The sequence below is a fragment of the bacterium genome (genome assembly GCA_030648955.1).
Classification (GTDB): Bacteria; Patescibacteriota; Minisyncoccia; order Phycocordibacterales; family JAUSHB01; genus JAUSHB01.
Window position 1 is genome coordinate 1 of the sequence record JAUSHB010000018.1, and the last position, 19430, is coordinate 19430.

The following is a 19430-nucleotide window of genomic DNA, read 5'->3' on the forward strand; positions in this document are numbered from 1 at the left end:
AACACTCTACTGGAGTTCAAAAAACGCCAAATCATGCACGGCATCAGGCGATTGGACCGGCCCTAAAACAGTAAATTCTGCAAATGATAATACGGGAGGGTATGACGGCGATGAACGGATGGGTCCACTCACTTCAACCAAAACGTATACCATCACGTGCTCAAATTCTGGCGGCACCTCCGCACCCGCTTCCGTCACCGTAAATGTACGTCCTCAATCAGACCCGAGCCTCACCTTTGCCGCAGATACCACCTCAATCATTTCTGGCGGTTCGGTCGTCCTCACGTGGGATCCGAAAAACATAAGCTCATGCACGGCAAGTAATGGCTGGACTGGAGGAAAAGCAACCACACTCACCTCACAGACAATTTCCAATGTCACTGCGGACACTGTGTATGAGATGACATGCAAGGGGAATAACGGAGTAGATGTTTGGAGGAGTGTTGCTATCGCGGTAACCGGTCCCACCCTTAAACTCACAGCAAACTCCACTTTGATCCCCAACGGCGCTTCGGCTACGTTGTCGTGGATGTCAACAAACTTGAAGGCAAACTCCTGCACCCCAAGTGGTGGAGGATGGACAGGCACAGGGCTTGCAGGATCAGGCACCAAGACCTTCACTGGTCTCACTGCAAATACCACCTACACCCTCACCTGCACAGGAACCAATAATGCCAGCATTAGCTCATCGGTGTCAGTCACTGTAACGCCTGCACCGCAACCCACTGTTGACGAAATCATGAAAAGCGAAGGCGAACCAAGCTTTGGAAACTGCATGGTAGGCAACCCCTGCAACCCTGCAACGGGCAACAAGTATCAAGTAGAAGAAGATTTTGCAAGTAGTAACGCAGGTCTTTCACTCACGCGATACTACAACAGTATCGATACCAAAAATGGAAAAGATTTCGGCAACAAATGGTCATTTACCTACGGTAGTAAATTAGATGTCGATTGGGGACCAGCCGGTGCACCACAGTGCATCACGCAAGCAAGTAGCACGGTGGCACGTGCGGTAACCGTCCGCGAACCCGATGGAGGAGGCATTCCCTTTACCTGCAAACCTGCAGTGTCCGACGCTACTACCTATCAGTGTACAGGTCAGGCAGATGCGGGGCGTGTACGCTTGTATCAAGAAGCATGCAACTTCCGATTGATCCGTCCCACCGGGGAACGTGAATATTACACGCTCGGAGGAAGAAAGCAGTTTGATGCCGATAAGGTGGGACACATCACCAACTATGCATACAACGCCAAGGGTACTCTTAGTAGAATTTCCGGCCCCTTTGGTCATTACTTAAAGTTCAGCTATCGCGTGAACGATGATCGCATCTCTACCGTGGAGAGCAGTGAGAGTATGAGCAAAATCAGTTACTTCTACGACACCAATAACAACTTAACCAAGGTCACGTATCCCGACAATACCTCAAAAATCTATCACTATGAAAAAGTCGGGTTTCCCAACCACTTGACCGGTATTTCGTATGTGGATACCGCAGGAGTGATCAAACGCTTTTCCAAATTTGATTATGACAGCAATGGGAAGACAACCCTCACCCAGCATGTGCCGCTCACTGCCGCAAGCGTAGATGCGCAAGAGAAGTTTTCCTTTGCCTATGACTCGAGCATACAAACTACGGTCACTGATGCAATTGGCATCAAAAGTGTGATGAAGTATTCCACACAGTGGGGCATGAAGAATCTTATCGAGGTCTTCTCTCCGAGCGACGGGAAATCAGTGAAACAAACATACTATCCCAACAACAACTTGAAGTGCCACAAAGATGAAGAGGGGCATGTGACTACGTATGGATACAGCAGTACCGGCCAGCTGTCTTCCGTGACGGAGGGACAGAAAGGAGATTGTGTGACTCCCATCACTGTGCCGGGGGTGACCCGTACGTCGATGTACTGGTACCTGACCGACTATACCGATGAGATTGAAAGCACCTATTCCCCGAGTGTTGAAGATGCCTATGTGGCGCCGTCTGGTTCAAAATTTGCCTACACAAAAGCGACGGTCTTCTCCTATGATGACCCGCGTTTCTATTTGCCCACGGGAATCACCGTCCGATCGGAGGTTATTCAATATTCATCGGTCACCAAAAACGCCCGCACCACCAAAATCGGCTACAACGACCTGGGTCAGATTAACTCCATCGATGGACCCCGCACTGATGTGAGTGACATCACCAAGTTTGATTACTACCAATGCAACACCGGCTTTGAGTGCGGACAATTGAAATCAACCACCAATGCGCTCAATCATGTCACCACCTACAACACCTATGACGCCAATGGAAGATTAAAGAAGATGACCGACCCCAATGGCCTCGTCACCGAATACGTCTATGATTTACGCGGTCGCGTCAAAACGGTGACCGAAACAACGCCTTCCGGCGGCACAGTACGCACCACCACCTTCACCTACAAAGCCTGGGGTGATATCGAGACCGCAACATTCCCTGACGCCACCAAGTTGACCTATGACTACTACGATTCACACGATGTATACAAGGTGACCGATCGAGGAGGAAACTACATCAACTATTTCTACGATGCAAAAGGAAATGTGATCGCCACCGAAAATCATGACTTAACAAATGCACTCTCCCGCTATGTCACCTATACCCATGACATTCGTAATCGCTTGGACACGATCAATGCCGCAGGGAGCATCACCAATGTCGATTATGACGCGGTGGGGAACTTGGTGAAAGTGATCGATCCGAACAACAACCCTGCGACGACCTTCACGCCGGATGAACTCAACCGCAACACACTTGCCATTGAACACGGACTTGCGCCCACGAACTTTAAGTATAATGCCGCCGGGAATCTCGCCACCACCTCAAGTCCCTTCGACTATCCCACAGGAGTGAATCAAAAACATGAGAACACCTACAAGTACAACGACCACGGTGACCTCCTTACCTCTGTCTCACCTGATACTGGCAAGACAACCTACACCTATGACGAAGCAGGAAATGTCAAAACCAAAAAAGATGCACGCAATGTCACTGTCACGTACACCTATGATGCACTCAACCGTCCCACCTTCATTGACTATCCTGGTACTAACGAGGATGTGACGCTAAAATATGACACAAGCATTTCATCTGATCCCACATGCACGTCAGGCAAAGGAAGACTCTGTCGTGTTGAGGATCAAAGCGGTACGACAAACTACGCGTATGATGCATTCGGTAATGTAGTCATGGATGCGCATTCTCAAATCGGCACCCTAAGCTACATGTACGACAAGGTCGACCGCGTGAGCACGATCACCTACCCGAGCGGTATGACCATCTTGTACAAACGTGATCCATATACCGGAAGAATCAAAGACATCGAACGTACCGGCAACGGCATCACCACGCCCATTGTCATCGTAAAGAACCGCCTCTACTACTCCGACGGACTCTTGAAGAGTCAAACCTACGGCAACAATGTGAACGAAGTGCTCACCTATGACCGCCAAGGACGCATGACCAAACAGACCGTGGGGGGCGTAGTGCGTGACTATTCGCTCTATGATGCCAATGGTAACTTAAAGACACTCACGGTCACCGGATTAAGTGGACTCACCGCTGCTCTCGCCTACACGTACAATATCTTTGATCAGCTTGAGTCGGATACCTACCGATTTAAGTACACCTACACCTACGACTTCAACGGCAGTGGTAATCGCACAAGCAGTGTGAGAACAACACTGGCAGGGTTAAGCCCCAGCACAAGTTCCAACACCTACACGCCGTCAACCAACCGCTTGAGCACCGCCTATGGAAAGAGTGCTGTCCTCGATGCGGCAGGAAATACCAAAAGTGATTACCTTGCAGGGGTTACTCCGCGCACGTTCACCTACTATGCCGCGGGGACGCTTCAGAATGCCGTAGTAGAAGATGTGAACGCTACGTATGTGTATGACTATCGAAATCTCCGCCGACAGAAAACATTGCTGGGTCGCGGAAGCATGGGGTATCTCTATGGCCTCGCGGGAGAGCTTTTGGCAGAGAAGGGTCCCAACAAGGTCTATGTTGAATATATTTATGCCGATGGCATGCCGGTTGCGCAACTGCGCTATGATACTGACCCTATGATGCCGATCACCGCTCCACCCAAGATATCGGGATTCTCACCAAGCACCGGTAAACCAAACGATCTCATCAGTGTTTTCGGAAGCGGCTTTGTTCCCGGGTCCGGTACTACCAAGGTGAAAATAGGTAGTGTTGATGCTCCTATTGTTCAAGTCCTCGATACAAACATGCTCGCCGTGTTTCTTCCTACGGGCGTTACCACCGGCCCGATTCAGATTGTTACTAAAAATGGTACCACTACCAGTAGCACGAACTTCGGTGTTTCATCACCGGGAGTCTCTATTAGTGGCATCTGGCCTTCAAGGCTCGACATCGGCAAAGCGGGAACCGTATTTATCTTCGGCGGAGGATTTGCATCGACGAGTCCGAAGGTATACTTCTCAGGCACTTCAGGAGACATCCCTGCTCCATTAGTTCAACCGATGGACTCGACGCTCTTACTTGTGTTTCCGCCAGCAGGAATTGCTACAGGAATATATCAGATCAAGGTCGTGACTGCACAGGGAACGACCACATCCCCCGGTGATATCGTTCTGGAAAAAGAATCCTTGTCGGGAGGCGGTGTCATGTCGTACCTCCATGCTGATCACCAAGGCACGCCGCGTTCGGCGACCGATAGCACCGGCAAGCTTGTTTGGTACAACGAAGGGTACGCCTTCGGATGGTTATCGCCCACAGAAGATCCGGATCGAGACGGCAAAGCAACAATCATTAACTTACGTTTTCCGGGACAGTACTACGACTGGGAAACAAAACTCCACTACAACTGGAATCGCTACTACGATCCCTCGCTTGGACGCTACATCACGAGTGACCCGATCGGCTATGCGGGAGGACTCCATACCTACAACTATGCGAACAACAATCCGGTGAGGTTTACGGATAGGACGGGGTTGCTTAGTGAATTCTGGCAGGACGTGGGCAAGGCCATTAATCCGAATGCGGTAGTGAATGCGCAAGCGTTAGTACAAAATCTAACAAACAACGCCTTCACAAAAAAAGAACTAGACTCTGTTACTCCGCAAGTGATGAAGACACTAGGCTTTTGGGATGCCAAAGCTGTAACACCACTTCTGTCTGAACCTCGCACTAGACCAGTAACCAAAAAAGACCCTATTGTCCTCACTCCAAGACAGGATGAAGCCATGGTAAATACATTTCAAAATCTTCTAAAGCCATTCAAAAATAAAACACCGGATCAGTTGTCTCCAAATGAAAAACTACTTAGGACATTAGATTCTCGATACACCCGGGCAAAAGCTGACGGTTTATGTGTAATCAGAGAACCCGTGTATCAACAGTTCGATAACAATCAATAGTAACCAACCTCATACTCCCGAATTGTCATGCGTTCGCATTGTATATGATGCAAAGCGAACGCATGTATAGAAATGAAGAAAAAGAAAAAACGCTCCGGATTGTTATCCGGAGCGGGGCGATGCGTCTTCTTTCTATTTATTCCTTTCCGACCTGAACACATACATAGAATCTGAATATGTCCATGCATCGAACATTGAATCGTCACCCATGACTTGCTTCCCTAAAAAATGTTGTGTATCGGCATCGAATATTTTTATTTTATTGTCAGTATCTAGGAACAGATAAACCAACACGTTAACCTTACCCAGACAGATGTCCGAGTGCGTTTCACCGCGTTCATGAGGCAAGCTTCGTCTATCCCAATCCAAACGCGAATAGGTAAACCACGAAAGACCAGAAATTCCTCGTTCAGTTGTAGCTGTAGCACCTGTTCCATCTGGAGCAAACAGACACGCTGTCATTATGCCCATGTAATTATCAGGCCCTGAAACATCGGGTAACAACGAGTCATTCGTGGATGCTTGGGATGAATCCACCGAAGCAACTGTCGTATTTTCGACACCCTCGGCGAACGTCTTAGACGCTACTAATACCAACAGAAGTAAAGCAATCAAGAAATTGAAAAATATTCTCATGACACCCTCCTTTAGGGGTTGGATTTAATATGTCGAAATACTCTATCTACGACATATTATACTTATTTTCACTAGTTTGTCAAATGTACATCCCTGAATTCTCCACTGAAATGCAATTGGCGGGAACGTTTGTGTTTTTGCTGTAAACTACTAAACTATCAACTATAAACTAATCTATGGCAACTCTCTATACTCACCAAGAACAAAATATTTGTAAAACATGGTTTTTGATGACTGTGCTCCCCACAGTGATTCATGATTAACAAAGGCTGTACGTGCTCTCGCATGCTTGCAGGGCGCCCTTAAAAGCAGTAATATACAAATATGGAAATACAAAACTTTTCTGTTGTTATAGAGCAAGATAAAAACGGCTTTGTCGCCGAGTGCTTAGACTTGCAAGGGTGCTATACAGAGGGGAAGACTTACGAGGAGGTGGTGAAAAATATCAAGGACGCCATTAAATTGCATGTCGCTGACAGGCTGTCAAAAAAGGAAAAATTAGTCAAATCAGAAAGATCTTTTAGTTTATCTAATTTTCAGATATCTGTCGCGTAGCTTATGTCCCCAAAATCTCTTCGTTTTACTGCGCGACAAATAATTAAGTTGATAGAAGAGCATGGATTTTCGCTCTCTCGCCAAAATGGAAGTCACATGATTTTTCATAATGATAAAGGCACGCGTATCACGGTACCAAAACACAGTTCTAAAATTCTTCATCCAAAAATCGTAAAGAATATTTTGCGAGACATGGATGCTGGGTACTAAAAACTACTAACCACGAACTAATCCATGGCCACCCTCTACACCCACCAAGAACAAAATATTTGGAAAACATGGTTTTTGATGGCCACGTTTTTTGGGCTGGTGATGCTCATTGGTTGGGTGGTGAGTTGGTATTATGACAACCCATCTATTCTCTATATCGCAGTTATTTTCAGTGTTATGATGAATATCACGAGTTATTGGTTCTCTGATAAAATTGTACTCAAGCTTGCAGGCGCGCGACCTGCAACGCGTGAGGAATATAGCGATCTTTGGAACATTGTTGAAAATCTTTCCATCACTGCGGGACTTCCGATGCCTAAACTTTATATTGTTAATGATCCATCTCCCAACGCGTTTGCAACGGGACGAAATAAAGAGCACGCGGTTGTTGCTGTCACGACCGGCATTCTGCCGCTTTTGAATAAGGTTGAGCTCGAAGGAGTGATTGCGCACGAACTTTCACATATCGGCAATCGCGATATGTTGGTCTCAACGGTTGCTGTGGTGCTCGCGGGATTTGTTACCATTCTTTCCGATATTTTTCTCCGCTCGCTTCACTTTGGCGGTGGACGCGGCGGTGATCGAAAGGGAAGTGGCGTGCTGGTGATTGTAGGAATTGTACTCGCGATTCTTGCGCCCATTTTTGCGATGCTCATCCGTCTCGCGGTCTCACGCAAGAGAGAATCTTTGGCTGATGCTTCCGGTGCGCTTCTTACGCGTTACCCGGAAGGGCTTGCTTCCGCGCTTCTAAAAATTTCTGCTTCGGCACAACCGATGCACGTAAGTAAAGCGATTGCCCATCTTTATATTTCCGATCCGTTCGCAAAACAACCGAAGACAAGTTTTTTTGCCAAGTTATTTATGACCCATCCGCCGGTTGAAGAACGCGTGGCGGCATTGCGGGGGAATCAGCTTACACAAGAGTAAGGAGCCTATTTTTCGTGCAAGGAATGTGTGGTTGAAATAATTGTAAAAAAATGTACCATTGAAAATGGAATTTAGTACGGTGAGTGTTTTTTTAATTAACGGTGTTTATTCATGGAGCCTTGCGATGATAAAGAGAAAATCGAACGTGAAAGTTCTGAAGCCAGCAACATCATATGTGGGTGAAACGGGTGAGCGGCTTAATCCACCACTTGCAATAGAGCAAACAACAGAACATAAAGAAACTGTGTCGAACGCTCACGTTGGAGGGGCACGTGGTGCCAACGCGGAAATCATTTCCGCTAGAGCTCAAGATGAGGGAATGGCCGATCTTGAGCTCTAGTGTGAGACACACAACAAATCCATACTAAGTAGGGAAGCATAGAGGGTGGGGAGATATTCTCCTCACCCTCTATTATTTTTTGCCGTGCAATATTTCGGTTTTTTTGCTAAAGTCTTGTGGATGGGAAAACATGGCTAATCTCGACATAGTGTCGGGACGCCCGATTGACATAGATTAGGGAGGGGTCGCATAGTGGTTTAGTGCACCACCTTGGAAAGGTGGCATACCTTTATCGGTATCGGGAGTTCGAATCTCCCCCCCTCCGCAATGGCCCGTTCGCAATGCGCTCTGCGCGCATTGCGGCGAGACATCAATATGGAGAAGGAAGCGGAGCTTTCGTGAGGTTCGAACAGCGGAGCCATGTTTTTTCAGCAGGAAAAACAGGCGAGCTGGTGCCCAGACAAACTTTTACGACGGTAAAAGTTTAGTCGCGGGCGAATCTCCCCCCTCCGCCAGATTACCAAGTTTGAACCGAAGCAAAATAAGGGTTTTAATGTACATCTAAAAGATTTATAATAAAGATATTAACTACTTTATAAAATAATTTATGAATTGCACAAATTGTAATAACCCAGTTCCAGAGGATGCAAAATTTTGTATGAGATGTGGCAAAGAACAGGTTAAGCCACAAGTAAAAATTGATGAACCCCAAAAGGAGCAAAAGAGCTTTAAGCTCGATATGTCCAAAGATGCAAACAGGAGAGGTCTGATGGGTGTTGCCTTTTTGATTTTATTAAAAGTGTTAGGACCTTTGGTCGGATCATATCTATTGGCCGGTATAATTTTGGGAGTACTATTCGCAGTAATAGATTACTCATCAAGAAAATAATATTTTATGAATGAAGAAAATAAACAACCAAATAAGACTTTAATATCAATCTTTGTAGTTATTTTGCTTGTTATGGTAACTGGGTATTTAATTTACAGAAATTCTAATTCCTCTGGTACGGCAACAATTCCTGATTATTTTATAGATTCCACATCGTGGAAAGAATTCAATTCTGTAGAAGGAAATTTTAAGATTACTTTTCCAACCCTCCCAAAACATGAATCAAATACAATAGCTATACCTAGTTCTGATTTGACTGGTACAGTTGATCTTTACTCGGCATCAAAAGGAGACGATTCATATTTTGTTCAAGCGATTCGTTATAGCGGTGAGATTGATGTTTCAAATCCCAACGCTGTTTTAGAGGGTGCTTTTAACGGTAGGGTTGCGGAAATACCAAATCATAAAGTGGTCTCATCAAATTTCGGTAGTTTTGTTTCGAACGATTCCCTCGATTATCTGGTGCAGAGTGATAGTTATTATATCTACGGAAAACTCGTCTTAGTAGGTCAAAAACTTTATTCTCTCGAAATGGCATGCGAAATTCAAAAATGCTCTACTACAGATTATCAAAAATTTACAGGCTCTTTCCAATTACAATAAAATAATCAGCGGAAAAGGTACTTATTTTGAACGAGGTGTGCCTTCCTAACTCTATGAGGTTTAAACATGGAGAGGGTTAGAAATGATTCTGTATGGATTAAGCTGGTTGAACAAATTTAACTCGAGGTCTTAGATGAGAAAATTTCTTCCAAGCATCTTTTACCCCCATTTCGTGTAGTTCGTGCGCTACCCTCCCAGCAACAATAGCCGGTGATACATTAATCTCCTTCGCAAAGTTTGTTATACGATCATCAGCTGAAACCCTACCACCAGATTTAAATTCATTAAACTTGGCATCGGAAATTAAAGTTTTACGCGCAAATTCATCAGCTTCTTTCTCTTTGTCTTTTAATTCACTATTTTCTCTTTTTTCAAATTCTATAAACTGTTCTTTTTTACCATGCTTAAGTAGGTGACCGATTTCATGAAAGAAAGTGAACCAAAAACGATCAATATGAGCACCTCTTAAACTAACTTGTATAAGTGCCTTATCTGCTGAAAGCCATCTGGTAGCACCATCAACAAAAGTATTTGAAAAATAAGGCACAAAAGCTACAGCAACACCGGATTCCGAACAAATCTCCTGGATACCTTTTTCAATACCAGTAACATCTTTTGTCGTTAATGCCCTTAAATTTTCAATAGAATTGGTTAGCTTGTCTTTATCAAAAGATTTAGTTTGTATTTTGTTTCCCTCGATCTCACCACATCTTAGCCATGCAGCAAGACATTCATGCGACAAATTACTTTGTTTAGATTGCCTAAACGCAACATCATGAGTTTTTTGGACGAAATCAAGAGAGCTTACACCAAAAAAATTCAAAAGATTAAGCACTTTCTCTTTCGGATCCTTTGATTGAGGCACATACTTCCATCTAGCTAATTCTTTATAACAATCAAATTTCTGTAAAAACGGCAACTCATTTTCAAGTTTTTTATCTCTCTCTATCCTTGCAAGAGTTTCTCGATAGTTTCTTTCGAGGTTATTCCAAAAAACAGGAGACATGCCAAATACTGCAGAAAGCTTTAATGCTGTTTCTGGTGTGATAGGATTCTTTCCCTGAATAATCTCATTGATTGTTTTTGGGGTAAGGTCCGTTCTTCCCGCAAGATCGGTCTGGGTCATGTTTACTTTATCCAGTAACTCTTTAAGAGTATTACCTGGATGAATTGCTATATTTGGATTGAAATCGTTTGTAGTCATATGTTTAGTGGTAATCAATTATTTCAATAATCATAACCTTGCTTATCGACTTTAAATCTTGAGAATCTCCATTTAAGTAGGTGATGATGATTCGATACGGATGTTTGATATCTAAAGCATAACATTTTTTCAGTTTACCCTTTAACGGGTGGAGTCTGACCTGGGGAAGCTTCGATATATCAAACAGACTCTCCGCAGACAATAACTCATTAATCCTTTGGACTATTAATTCTGCTTGAAGATTGCCGTATCTCCTCTTTAATAAGGTGACATCTTCGCAGGTTTTCTTGAGTTTTTTGTCTTTAAAGGAGAGTTCCATTCTAATGCTGTAAGACGGTTATTAGAGTAAATCATTACTACCCGAGTGTATCAAAACACCCTTAATATGTCAAATGTGGATAACCCTATGGGTTAATAATATTTTGACATTACGCAGGAAGAGCATATAATTGAAAACGTTTGAGGTTCGACAAACATTTTATTCGAAATAATTTTGCAAACGCCAAATGGCCACGAAACAACCTAAGCAGGTTTGGGTAAGTCCGCTCGATGGAGATTGGAAAGTAAAAAGCGCCGGAGCTGACCGAGCTGCCGCAATCGTGAATACGAAAGCGGAAGCTGTTGAGCTAGCACGTGAAATTGCGATCAATAAGAAAGCAGAACTTATTGTTCAAAATGCAGATGGTGAAATTGGTTGGAGGAACTCATATGGTCACGATTCCTTCCCTCCTCGGGGATAGTACAAAGAAAACTGACCAATGGCCAGTTTTCTCCGTCTTTTATTCAAAGTCGTCCAGCAATGGGCGACTTTGTTATCATAACATGTGCCAAATTCAGGTTATCCACTTTTTAAGAAATTGAGTAATCTATAATATTTTGCCCTTTATCTGATTTTGGTTTAGGCACTTCAAACCATTCAGGGTGAATTTTGTAGATAGCTCTCAATTTCTGTATACTTGTATCAAGATCCTTGAATTTGAGCCATGTTTTCCTTCGACTTTGCTCAGGACAGGTCGGTTCAAACTTCGGGACATCGCCACCGCCAAAATTTGAATTCCGAACTTTGTTTAATACACACCGCAACGTAATATCATCGGTCTGTGTTGCCATCAAATTGAATGGAGAACGCAAGGAAAACTCTAGCTTTTTTCCGTTTAATACACAGTTAGAAAGTAGGAAACCTAAAAGTTGCCATTTTTTCGCTTACTTCAGAACTTATAAAGATTTCCTTTGCTCGTTTAGCTAGATTTAACACTGTACCTGCACTGATATAGAACTGTTCGTCAGCATCAGAGCGGTCTTTCATCTATTCAAGTATTTCTGCTTGTCTAGATTTGTAATCTCTTAAAAAGTTGTCATACATTTCTTCTGTAATACACCCTCATTATACTATTAAGTGATATAATCTTTACATTAGCTAACAAAAACTCATATGCACCAATCACAATACAAAAAACTCGTTCCAATGGTCATTCTTTCCTTTATTGCGATGTATTTCCTTATGTTCGCTATGGTTAACTCTATGAGCAACATCTTCATAGGAGTAAACCAGTTCTATATGGCTGGTCTTATGACTGCTCCGATGATAATCATTGAGCTTTTAGTAATGAGCGGAATGTATATGAATAAAAAGCTTAATGTAATTATCATAGCTTTGAGCATAGTATTTGGATTGAGTTTCTTTATGTTGATACGAAATCAAACTGCTATTGGAGATGGGGAGTTCTTGAAATCAATGATACCTCATCACGCTGGAGCTATTCTTATGTGTGAGAAAGCAAAGTTGCAAGATGCTGAAATAAAAAAGCTTTGTAATGGTATTATTTCAGGACAGCAAAATGAGATAGACTTTATGAAAAATAAACTTAACCAATAAAAATATGACTTACCAAGACTTTATAAAAGAACCCACAACCCGATTTGGAGAAGAGATGGGAGTACTAATGGCTCTTCGTGCAGAAGTCGGTTTCTTGCGAAAGTTTATTGAACAACAGAACTTACCTGGATTTAAGGAACAGCAAGAAGAAATGATTAAAGATTTCCTAGAAAGACATCCAGCAGGTCATATTCGTCCCAAACATCACTAAAATGAATAAAACACTACTTGGAATTGGAATAGGAAATTTAATACTGATTATTATAGCTGTGCTCGTACTTGGTGGAGGAGTATTTTTTTCAAAACATAATCCTTTTGGGAATAAAGAAACTGATAATTCAGGAACAATTACAAACCAAGCTCCTGTGGTTACTTCGGGAGAAAACCCAGAACCAGGAGGAATACACGATATGCCAGTTGAACCAGCTGGTGCAATAGCTCGCAAAGACATTGCAACAAAACTAGGTGTTGATGAAAAGAGTATCGTCATTATGCAGATTACTGATACAACCTGGAACGATGGATGTTTAGGACTTGGAAAAGCTAACGAAAGTTGTCTACAAGCTTTAGTCCCTGGTTTCAAAGTCGAAATGCTGGCTAAAGGAAAAATTTACTTTTACCGAACTGACAAGACAGGTTCAGTTATACGGGCTGAATAGCAAACTTTATATACTGCATTTCTCTCTGACTATCCTTCCAATTAACAGTTCTGAACGCATCTAACCACTCCCGCCAAAATTCGGAATTCAAATTTCCGCCAAAAATATGGTCGGCGCGACCTCGTGTATAATAATTCCATGACCCAAGCTGAAGCACTCGCAATTTTAAAAACCGGCGCACATGTTTTTTTGACTGGTGAACCCGGAAGCGGGAAGACACATACGATTAATCAGTATGTCGCGTATCTGCGGTCTTGCGGCATAGAACCTGCCATTACCGCCTCAACCGGCATTGCGGCAACTCATATCGGAGGATTCACCATTCATTCATGGAGCGGTATCGGCGTGCGGCGTGTACTCACCCCCTACGATCTTGATCACATCGGACAGAACAGAAATATCGTCAGACGGGTCGGCAACGCGAAGATACTCATTATTGACGAAATATCAATGCTTTCTGCCGCCACGCTTAATATGGTCGATGCAGTTTGTCGCGAGATCCGCCGAAATAAAGATCCCTTTGGCGGACTTCAAGTCGTTTTAGTCGGCGATTTCTTTCAACTCCCACCAGTCTCATCACGCGAAGATCGAGAGGATTCTGAAAAACAAGAGTTGTTTAATCAAGATTCCAATGGCGCATTTGTCCACGCCAAATCTGGAACAGCCGCGCCTGCCTGCGCCGTGCCCGCCGCAGCAGGCAGGCAATTCGCATTTCTTTCCACCGCATGGAACGCGCTCAACCCGCTCGTATGTTATCTCTCCGAACAACATCGTCAGGAAGATGCCGTGTTTTTGGAATTTCTCTCGGCGGTGCGGCGTGCGACGGTTGCAGAACCGCATCGTCAACTTTTGCGCACGCGCTACTCCCCGAAACCGAAAGATGGCATCACGCAACTCTACAGCCATAATGCGAATGTCGACGAGATCAATGGCGGAGAACTGGAGAAGTTGTCCGGCGAAACAAAAACATTTGACATGGAGAGCCGCGGTCCGGAAAAGCTCGTTTTCTCTCTTAAGCGCGGATGTCTTTCTCCGGAAAAATTGTTAATTAAAATTGGCGCGCGCGTTATCTTCACGAAGAACGATATCACGATGCATCGGTATGTGAACGGCACGCTTGGGCATATCGCTGGATTCTCAAAGAAAGACGGATTTCCTATTGTGAAAACGAACGTGGGCAAGACCATTGTTGCCACACCTGCTGAGTGGCGCATCGAGGACGGCGGACGCGTTCTCGCGCGCATCACTCAAATGCCGCTCCGTCTCGCATGGGCGATGACCGTGCACAAAAGTCAGGGCATGTCGCTTGATGCCGCCCACATGGATCTCTCTGCTGCGTTCGAATATGGGCAAGGATATGTTGCGCTCTCTCGCGTGCGTACACTCGCAGGGCTCTCACTTTCTGGTTTAAATAAGCGCGCGCTTGAAGTGCACCCGGAAGTTCGATCAAAAGACGCTGAATTTCGAGAACAATCACGCAATGCACGGCAAACATTCGCAGAGTTTCCCGCCCCAAAACTCTCGACTATGCATGCAAATTTTGTTCGTGTATGCGGGGGCCTGCCTGCCGCGCTACGCCTGGCGCAGGTAGGAAAATCGGGAATGGGACGGAAAGTTGTGGCTCCAAAAAAGGCGGGTTCGACATATGAAGCGACGAAAGTGCTTGTTTTGCGCAAGTTGTCTCTCAAGGATATGGCGAAGGAAAGAAAGGTGACAGTGGGCACCATCATGGGTCATCTGGAGAAACTTGTTGCCGAGAAGAAAATTGACCCGCTCCGCGATCTCGCGCATTTTGAGCAAAACCCAGTTCGCTTTGAGGAAATGAAAAAAGCGCTTGAAGCGGTATTTAAAAAAGAGAAAAAAATCCTGCTTGCTCCCGCCCATGAACTTCTCGGCAAACGTTACAGCTATGACGAACTGCGTCTCGCGCGGTTGTTTATGGTATAGTGACAGCAATTATTTTAAAATACCCCAAACATCATGAACGTAAAACCATACACAAAAAAAGATTTTGCATGGACGCAGTGGACAGCAGGAGATATTAAAAAACTCGTTCCAAAAATCCTCGAACACAAAAAACAGCGCTATTCTGAAATAAAAAAGATTCTAAAAGATAAACGAACATTTGAGAATACAATCTATGCTATCGAAGCATCAAACTATGAGATCAATCCCTTATTGTATCAAATAGAGCTTTTAATGAATGTAAGTGCCGACAAAACCACCCGTGAGACGGCAAAAAATACCCTTGATATACTTCGGAAAAAACTTATTGATATTGAATATGATGAAAAATTGTATCAGGCGGTAAAAGAATATACGAAGAAAAAAGAGAAACTTGCCGGTGAAGACAAGAAACTTCTCAAAGATATGGTTCTTGGGTATCGTCGCATGGGATTCGAACTGTCTCGGGTTAAGCGAAAAATATTTCAGAATAATATTAAAAAACTTACATCGTTCTCCCGCCAGTTTCAAAAAAATATAAACGATTATCATGATCATATTGTGATTTCTCCAAAAGAGACACGGGGGCTTCCTGAAAGCTATCTTGCGCGTCTCACTCGTGACAAAAAGGGGAATTATCTCGTTACCCTTCAATATCCCGATCTCGGTCCTTTTATGGAAAATGCCGAGAACGCGGAAAAACGTCGCGAGCTTGCGGATAAAAATTCTCAGAAAGGGGGAGAAAAAAACTTAGTGCTTGCCAGTAAAATTCTTGCTCTCCGAAAAAAGAATGCGGCAATCTTGGGTTACAAAAACCATGCTGAGTATAAAATAGAGGATAAGATGGCGCAACACCCTTCTCGCGTGTACTCTTTTCTCAATCAGTTGATGCCAAGGCTTGCCCCACTTATCAAAAAAGAAGTTGAGGAACTCACTAATCTCAAGCGGAAGCTTACGGGCAAGAAAAATGCGGTACTTATGTATTATGATCTTGCTTATTATGCAAATCAGTTGAAAAAGAAAAAATTTTCAATAGACGACGAAGAACTAAGGCAATATTTTCCGTTTTGGAAAGTGAGACAAGGAATTTTTAAGATATACCAAAATCTTTTAGGGGTAAAATTTGAACAAGTGCACGGGTATCCACTGTGGCATAAAGATGCGGAGCTCTATGTGGTGAAAACTCCCCAGGGAGCCGTTATTTCATATTTTTTACTTGATCTCTATCCTCGGGAAGGGAAATATACCCATGCGTGTGCAAGCGAGGTTGTCGATGGACGGCTGGCTTCATTTAAAGACACAAGTAAATATATTCCTCCTGTTGTATGCATGATTGCAAATTTTACAAAGCCTGTGAAGGCTGCCCCGAGTCTTTTGAGTCATGCGGAAGTTGAAACATTTTTTCATGAATTCGGGCATATTATGCACTATGCGCTCACACAGGCTTCTTATGGTTCGCAGTCCGGGTTTCATGCCGCATGGGATTTTGTGGAAGCTCCTTCGCAGATGCTCGAGAATTGGACATGGGAAGAACAAGCACTCAAGTTACTCTCGCTTCATTATAAGACGAAAAAACCGCTTCCACCTTCCATTATCAAAAATCTTCTTCAGACGAAAAAATTCATGATTGGAAATGATTCTTTACGCCAACTCGTGCTCGCGCTCTTTGATATGGAGATTCATACGAAAGGAAACGTATCATCTCTCACTCAAACATATCGTACTCTGGTGAATCAGTGGGTCGGAATATCTCCATCGCCTAAAAGTTTATTTCCCGCCTCTTTTGGACATTTTGCCGGGGGTTACGATGCCGGCTATTATGGATACATGTGGTCCAGAGTGTATGCGGCGGATATGTTCACACGATTCAAAAAAGAGGGTATTCTTAATTCACGCACGGGACGCGATTATCGCACATGGATTCTTGAGAAAGGCGGAAGCAGGGAAGAGATTGATCTGGTGAAAGGTTTTCTCGGACGCAAGCCGAACAACAAAGCATTTTTGAAAGAGATCGGATTGTAATACATCTCATGGAACGTTTAAAGAACTTCATAATTCATAAAAAACTCCTTCTCGTCGTCTTTGTTACCGGCGCGGCGGTGCTGGTTATTGAAGTTTCCGCCACGCGGATTCTTGCGACATATTTTGGAAATACACTGTATTCGTTCTCAAGTATCTTGAGTATTGTCTTGGGAGCGCTTAGTCTCGGGTATTACTATGGCGGACGAATGGCTGACAAAAATCCCTCCCGTCGGAATTTTTATCTCATTATTCTCTATTCTGGAGTTTCCGTCCTACTTCTGTATGTGTTATCGCTTTTAATTCTTCCCATACTCGGTTTCTTGCTTTCTCCCATGTTTGGTCCGCTTATAGCATCACTCCTCCTATTTTTCATCCCCTCGCTCCTTTTGGGAATGCTTTCACCATTCGCAATCAAACTTCAAAGCGAACATGCTCCTTCCGGAACAATTGGAACCATATCCGGTGAAGTGTTCTTTTGGTCAACATTGGGAAGTATTGGCGGGAGTCTCATATCGGGTTTTTTCTTGATTCCCAGTTTCGGGGTTGATGTGATCATGGTGGGACTCGCGCTCACGCTTGTTATTGTGGGGGTTCTTGGCGTTGGGGTCGGCCTGCCTGCGCCGCATATGTCGCGGCAGGCAGGCCTGCCTGTGCGTCACCGCACGCAGACAGGCGGAATTTCAAAAAATACTGCTCAAAATATAGGTTTCTTGGTTATTTCCGCACTTGTAGTTTCTTTTATGTGGTGGCAAGGGCTTCAAAAGATTTTTCTTTTTGTAGGCGACGGGATATATGAAAAACTATATGTCTACGATGGCGTATACGAAGGAAAGCCAACACGATTTTTTACGCAAGATACAACCGCTTCCGGCGCCATGAACCTAAAAGATGGCGGACTCGCGTATGAATATACAAAATACTATGACGCTTATAGGGTTTTTAATCCCGACATTAAACATACTCTGGTGATCGGCGGGGGAATTTATTCGATCCCAAAACAGTTGCTTGCCGATATTTCTGATGTTCGAGTGGACGTTGCGGAGATTGAGCCAAGTTTATACGGTCTTGCAAAGAAATATTTCGGGCTTAAGGATGACCCAAGACTTTCTAATTATATTGTCGACGGACGGCGATTTCTGCATGATTCCACCAATGTGTATGATTTTATATTTACCGATGCATACAAGTCACTCTATTCAATGCCGGTGCACCTTACGACAAAGGAATTTTTTGAAACCGCAAACAAAAAACTTGCGTCAGGAGGAGTATTTATGGCAAATATTATTGGCAGTTTATCTCCCGAAACTCCCTCGTTTACACTTTCGGAAATGAGAACATTCCGAAGCGTATTTCCCAACAGTTACTTTTTTGCAACTAAATCACCCCAAAGCACAGAACCCCAGAATCTTATCTTTATTGGTTTTAAAAGCGATAAAACACCAAACTTTAATTCCTCGGAAGTCTTACATGACAGAAATCCCCTTGTTCGTTCTCTTGACGAGAAATTAATCGATCTTAGTGCGTTTGATTTCTCTCAATATACGATGTTTACCGATAACTACGCCCCTGTGGAATATTATGGAGCGCGTTTTCTTGCGGATGTTGTTCGGAGTAAAAATAAATAGAACTATATGGTGAATGTCTTAAGCGGGAAAAACAAAAAGACATTATTTTTTGCAGTTTTTATTCCCCTTGTCCTTACTATGTTCGGTGTTTATGGGAATAATGTCCTTAATCAAAACAATAATTACAAACAGAATATTGACCCAAAGAAAAATCAACAAAACCATGTCCTTAAGGTTGGCAATATAAATATTTATGTTGATATCGCTGACACCCCACTGCTTCGAGAGAGCGGTCTTTCCGGCAGAAATACACTTCTCGATAACCAGGGGATGTATTTTGTCTTCGATCGCTCGGGGATATATTCATTTTGGATGAAAGAAATGAATTTTCCCATTGATATCATCTGGATCGGTGAACATATGAGCGTTGTGGATATCACCGAGAGTGTTTTGCCGTCTTCATTCCCTCAAACATTCACTTCAAGGGTGCCTGCTCGCTATGTTCTCGAGGTGCAAGCGGGGTTTGCAGAGCGACATAGGGTCAACATAGGGGATCAAGTCCTACTCGACCCTTGAGGGTCGACCCGTTGGTATTTTTGTCCCCATAAAAGATAATTTTTATGAAATCGAGTCGGCATGAGTCGGCT

General features: G+C 43.7%; 19 protein-coding genes and 1 tRNA gene. 16 read left to right on the forward strand and 4 right to left on the reverse strand.

The features are described 5' to 3' along the window. A partial coding sequence (locus Q7S11_04515) for an RHS repeat-associated core domain-containing protein (GenBank protein ID MDO8572991.1) occupies positions 1–5413 on the forward strand: 5413 nt, incomplete at its 5' end. Between the two features lie 132 nt (positions 5414–5545). Here the strand turns inward: Q7S11_04515 and Q7S11_04520 are convergent. Next, positions 5546–6010 (reverse strand): hypothetical protein, encoded by a 465-nt coding sequence (locus Q7S11_04520; protein MDO8572992.1) that lies wholly within the window; start codon positions 6008–6010, stop codon positions 5546–5548. A gap of 363 nt (positions 6011–6373) precedes the next feature. On the opposite strand from Q7S11_04520, the gene Q7S11_04525 reads away from it, so the two are divergent. From Q7S11_04525 to Q7S11_04555, 7 genes are all read left to right on the forward strand, one after another. Further along, complete coding sequence (locus Q7S11_04525) at positions 6374–6604, forward strand: type II toxin-antitoxin system HicB family antitoxin (protein MDO8572993.1); 231 nt, start codon at positions 6374–6376, stop codon at positions 6602–6604. A gap of 3 nt (positions 6605–6607) precedes the next feature. Beyond that, entirely contained in the window at positions 6608–6814 is a 207-nt protein-coding gene (locus Q7S11_04530; GenBank protein MDO8572994.1) for a type II toxin-antitoxin system HicA family toxin, read from the forward strand. Positions 6815–6838: 24 nt separating this feature from the next. Then, the gene (locus Q7S11_04535; protein MDO8572995.1) at positions 6839–7741 is read left to right on the forward strand and encodes a M48 family metallopeptidase; all 903 of its coding nucleotides are present in this window, start codon (positions 6839–6841) and stop codon (positions 7739–7741) included. Between the two features lie 64 nt (positions 7742–7805). Next, positions 7806–8081, forward strand: a complete 276-nt coding sequence (locus tag Q7S11_04540; GenBank protein MDO8572996.1) for a hypothetical protein — start codon at positions 7806–7808, stop codon at positions 8079–8081. Between the two features lie 178 nt (positions 8082–8259). Then, positions 8260–8346, forward strand: a tRNA-Ser gene (locus Q7S11_04545). A 282-nt stretch (positions 8347–8628) separates the two neighbouring features. Beyond that, positions 8629–8910: a zinc ribbon domain-containing protein gene (locus Q7S11_04550; protein ID MDO8572997.1), complete on the forward strand. Its 282-nt coding sequence runs from the start codon at positions 8629–8631 to the stop codon at positions 8908–8910. A gap of 6 nt (positions 8911–8916) precedes the next feature. Then, entirely contained in the window at positions 8917–9513 is a 597-nt protein-coding gene (locus Q7S11_04555; GenBank protein MDO8572998.1) for a hypothetical protein, read from the forward strand. Positions 9514–9610: 97 nt separating this feature from the next. Here Q7S11_04555 and Q7S11_04560 read toward each other — a convergent pair whose 3' ends face one another. Both Q7S11_04560 and Q7S11_04565 read right to left on the reverse strand, forming a co-directional pair. Then, positions 9611–10717: a HigA family addiction module antitoxin gene (locus Q7S11_04560; protein MDO8572999.1), complete on the reverse strand. Its 1107-nt coding sequence runs from the start codon at positions 10715–10717 to the stop codon at positions 9611–9613. 4 nt (positions 10718–10721) lie between these two features. Next, positions 10722–11036: a type II toxin-antitoxin system RelE/ParE family toxin gene (locus Q7S11_04565; protein MDO8573000.1), complete on the reverse strand. Its 315-nt coding sequence runs from the start codon at positions 11034–11036 to the stop codon at positions 10722–10724. Positions 11037–11223: 187 nt separating this feature from the next. Here Q7S11_04565 and Q7S11_04570 point away from each other — a divergent pair, with 187 nt between their 5' ends. Next, entirely contained in the window at positions 11224–11457 is a 234-nt protein-coding gene (locus Q7S11_04570) for a DUF2188 domain-containing protein (protein MDO8573001.1), read from the forward strand. A 109-nt stretch (positions 11458–11566) separates the two neighbouring features. Here the strand turns inward: Q7S11_04570 and Q7S11_04575 are convergent, their stop codons facing one another. Then, positions 11567–11827, reverse strand: a complete 261-nt coding sequence (locus Q7S11_04575) for a hypothetical protein (GenBank protein ID MDO8573002.1) — start codon at positions 11825–11827, stop codon at positions 11567–11569. A gap of 322 nt (positions 11828–12149) precedes the next feature. Between Q7S11_04575 and Q7S11_04580 the strand changes: the two genes are divergently transcribed. The 7 genes from Q7S11_04580 to Q7S11_04610 all read left to right on the forward strand — a co-directional run bounded on the left by Q7S11_04580 (position 12150) and on the right by Q7S11_04610 (position 19359). Next, positions 12150–12593: a DUF305 domain-containing protein gene (locus Q7S11_04580; protein MDO8573003.1), complete on the forward strand. Its 444-nt coding sequence runs from the start codon at positions 12150–12152 to the stop codon at positions 12591–12593. Between the two features lie 4 nt (positions 12594–12597). Then, positions 12598–12804: a hypothetical protein gene (locus Q7S11_04585; GenBank protein ID MDO8573004.1), complete on the forward strand. Its 207-nt coding sequence runs from the start codon at positions 12598–12600 to the stop codon at positions 12802–12804. Between the two features lies 1 nt (position 12805). Further along, a complete protein-coding gene (locus Q7S11_04590) occupies positions 12806–13252 on the forward strand; it encodes a hypothetical protein (protein ID MDO8573005.1) in 447 nt (148 codons plus the stop codon). A gap of 138 nt (positions 13253–13390) precedes the next feature. Beyond that, positions 13391–15199, forward strand: coding sequence for an AAA family ATPase (locus Q7S11_04595; protein ID MDO8573006.1), 1809 nt, complete (start codon positions 13391–13393; stop codon positions 15197–15199). A 33-nt stretch (positions 15200–15232) separates the two neighbouring features. Further along, a complete protein-coding gene (locus Q7S11_04600; protein ID MDO8573007.1) occupies positions 15233–17218 on the forward strand; it encodes a M3 family metallopeptidase in 1986 nt (661 codons plus the stop codon). Positions 17219–17226: 8 nt separating this feature from the next. Then, positions 17227–18843, forward strand: a complete 1617-nt coding sequence (locus Q7S11_04605; protein ID MDO8573008.1) for a fused MFS/spermidine synthase — start codon at positions 17227–17229, stop codon at positions 18841–18843. A gap of 6 nt (positions 18844–18849) precedes the next feature. Further along, positions 18850–19359, forward strand: coding sequence for a DUF192 domain-containing protein (locus Q7S11_04610; protein MDO8573009.1), 510 nt, complete (start codon positions 18850–18852; stop codon positions 19357–19359). Positions 19360–19430 lie beyond the last annotated feature (71 nt).

Excerpts from the sequence above, each read along its gene's own strand:
- Q7S11_04575 (MDO8573002.1), bottom strand. The coding sequence starts at position 11,827 with ATGGCAACACAGACCGATGATATTACGTTGCGGTGTGTATTAAACAAA.
- Q7S11_04595 (MDO8573006.1), top strand. The coding sequence starts at position 13,391 with ATGACCCAAGCTGAAGCACTCGCAATTTTAAAAACCGGCGCACATGTT.
- Q7S11_04540 (MDO8572996.1), top strand. The coding sequence starts at position 7,806 with ATGGAATTTAGTACGGTGAGTGTTTTTTTAATTAACGGTGTTTATTCA.
- Q7S11_04565 (MDO8573000.1), bottom strand. The coding sequence starts at position 11,036 with ATGGAACTCTCCTTTAAAGACAAAAAACTCAAGAAAACCTGCGAAGAT.
- Q7S11_04585 (MDO8573004.1), top strand. The coding sequence starts at position 12,598 with ATGACTTACCAAGACTTTATAAAAGAACCCACAACCCGATTTGGAGAA.
- Q7S11_04605 (MDO8573008.1), top strand. The coding sequence starts at position 17,227 with ATGGAACGTTTAAAGAACTTCATAATTCATAAAAAACTCCTTCTCGTC.
- Q7S11_04590 (MDO8573005.1), top strand. The coding sequence starts at position 12,806 with ATGAATAAAACACTACTTGGAATTGGAATAGGAAATTTAATACTGATT.
- Q7S11_04600 (MDO8573007.1), top strand. The coding sequence starts at position 15,233 with ATGAACGTAAAACCATACACAAAAAAAGATTTTGCATGGACGCAGTGG.
- Q7S11_04550 (MDO8572997.1), top strand. The coding sequence starts at position 8,629 with ATGAATTGCACAAATTGTAATAACCCAGTTCCAGAGGATGCAAAATTT.
- Q7S11_04580 (MDO8573003.1), top strand. The coding sequence starts at position 12,150 with ATGCACCAATCACAATACAAAAAACTCGTTCCAATGGTCATTCTTTCC.
- Q7S11_04535 (MDO8572995.1), top strand. The coding sequence starts at position 6,839 with ATGGCCACCCTCTACACCCACCAAGAACAAAATATTTGGAAAACATGG.
- Q7S11_04525 (MDO8572993.1), top strand. The coding sequence starts at position 6,374 with ATGGAAATACAAAACTTTTCTGTTGTTATAGAGCAAGATAAAAACGGC.
- Q7S11_04570 (MDO8573001.1), top strand. The coding sequence starts at position 11,224 with ATGGCCACGAAACAACCTAAGCAGGTTTGGGTAAGTCCGCTCGATGGA.
- Q7S11_04610 (MDO8573009.1), top strand. The coding sequence starts at position 18,850 with ATGGTGAATGTCTTAAGCGGGAAAAACAAAAAGACATTATTTTTTGCA.
- Q7S11_04560 (MDO8572999.1), bottom strand. The coding sequence starts at position 10,717 with ATGACTACAAACGATTTCAATCCAAATATAGCAATTCATCCAGGTAAT.
- Q7S11_04555 (MDO8572998.1), top strand. The coding sequence starts at position 8,917 with ATGAATGAAGAAAATAAACAACCAAATAAGACTTTAATATCAATCTTT.
- Q7S11_04530 (MDO8572994.1), top strand. The coding sequence starts at position 6,608 with ATGTCCCCAAAATCTCTTCGTTTTACTGCGCGACAAATAATTAAGTTG.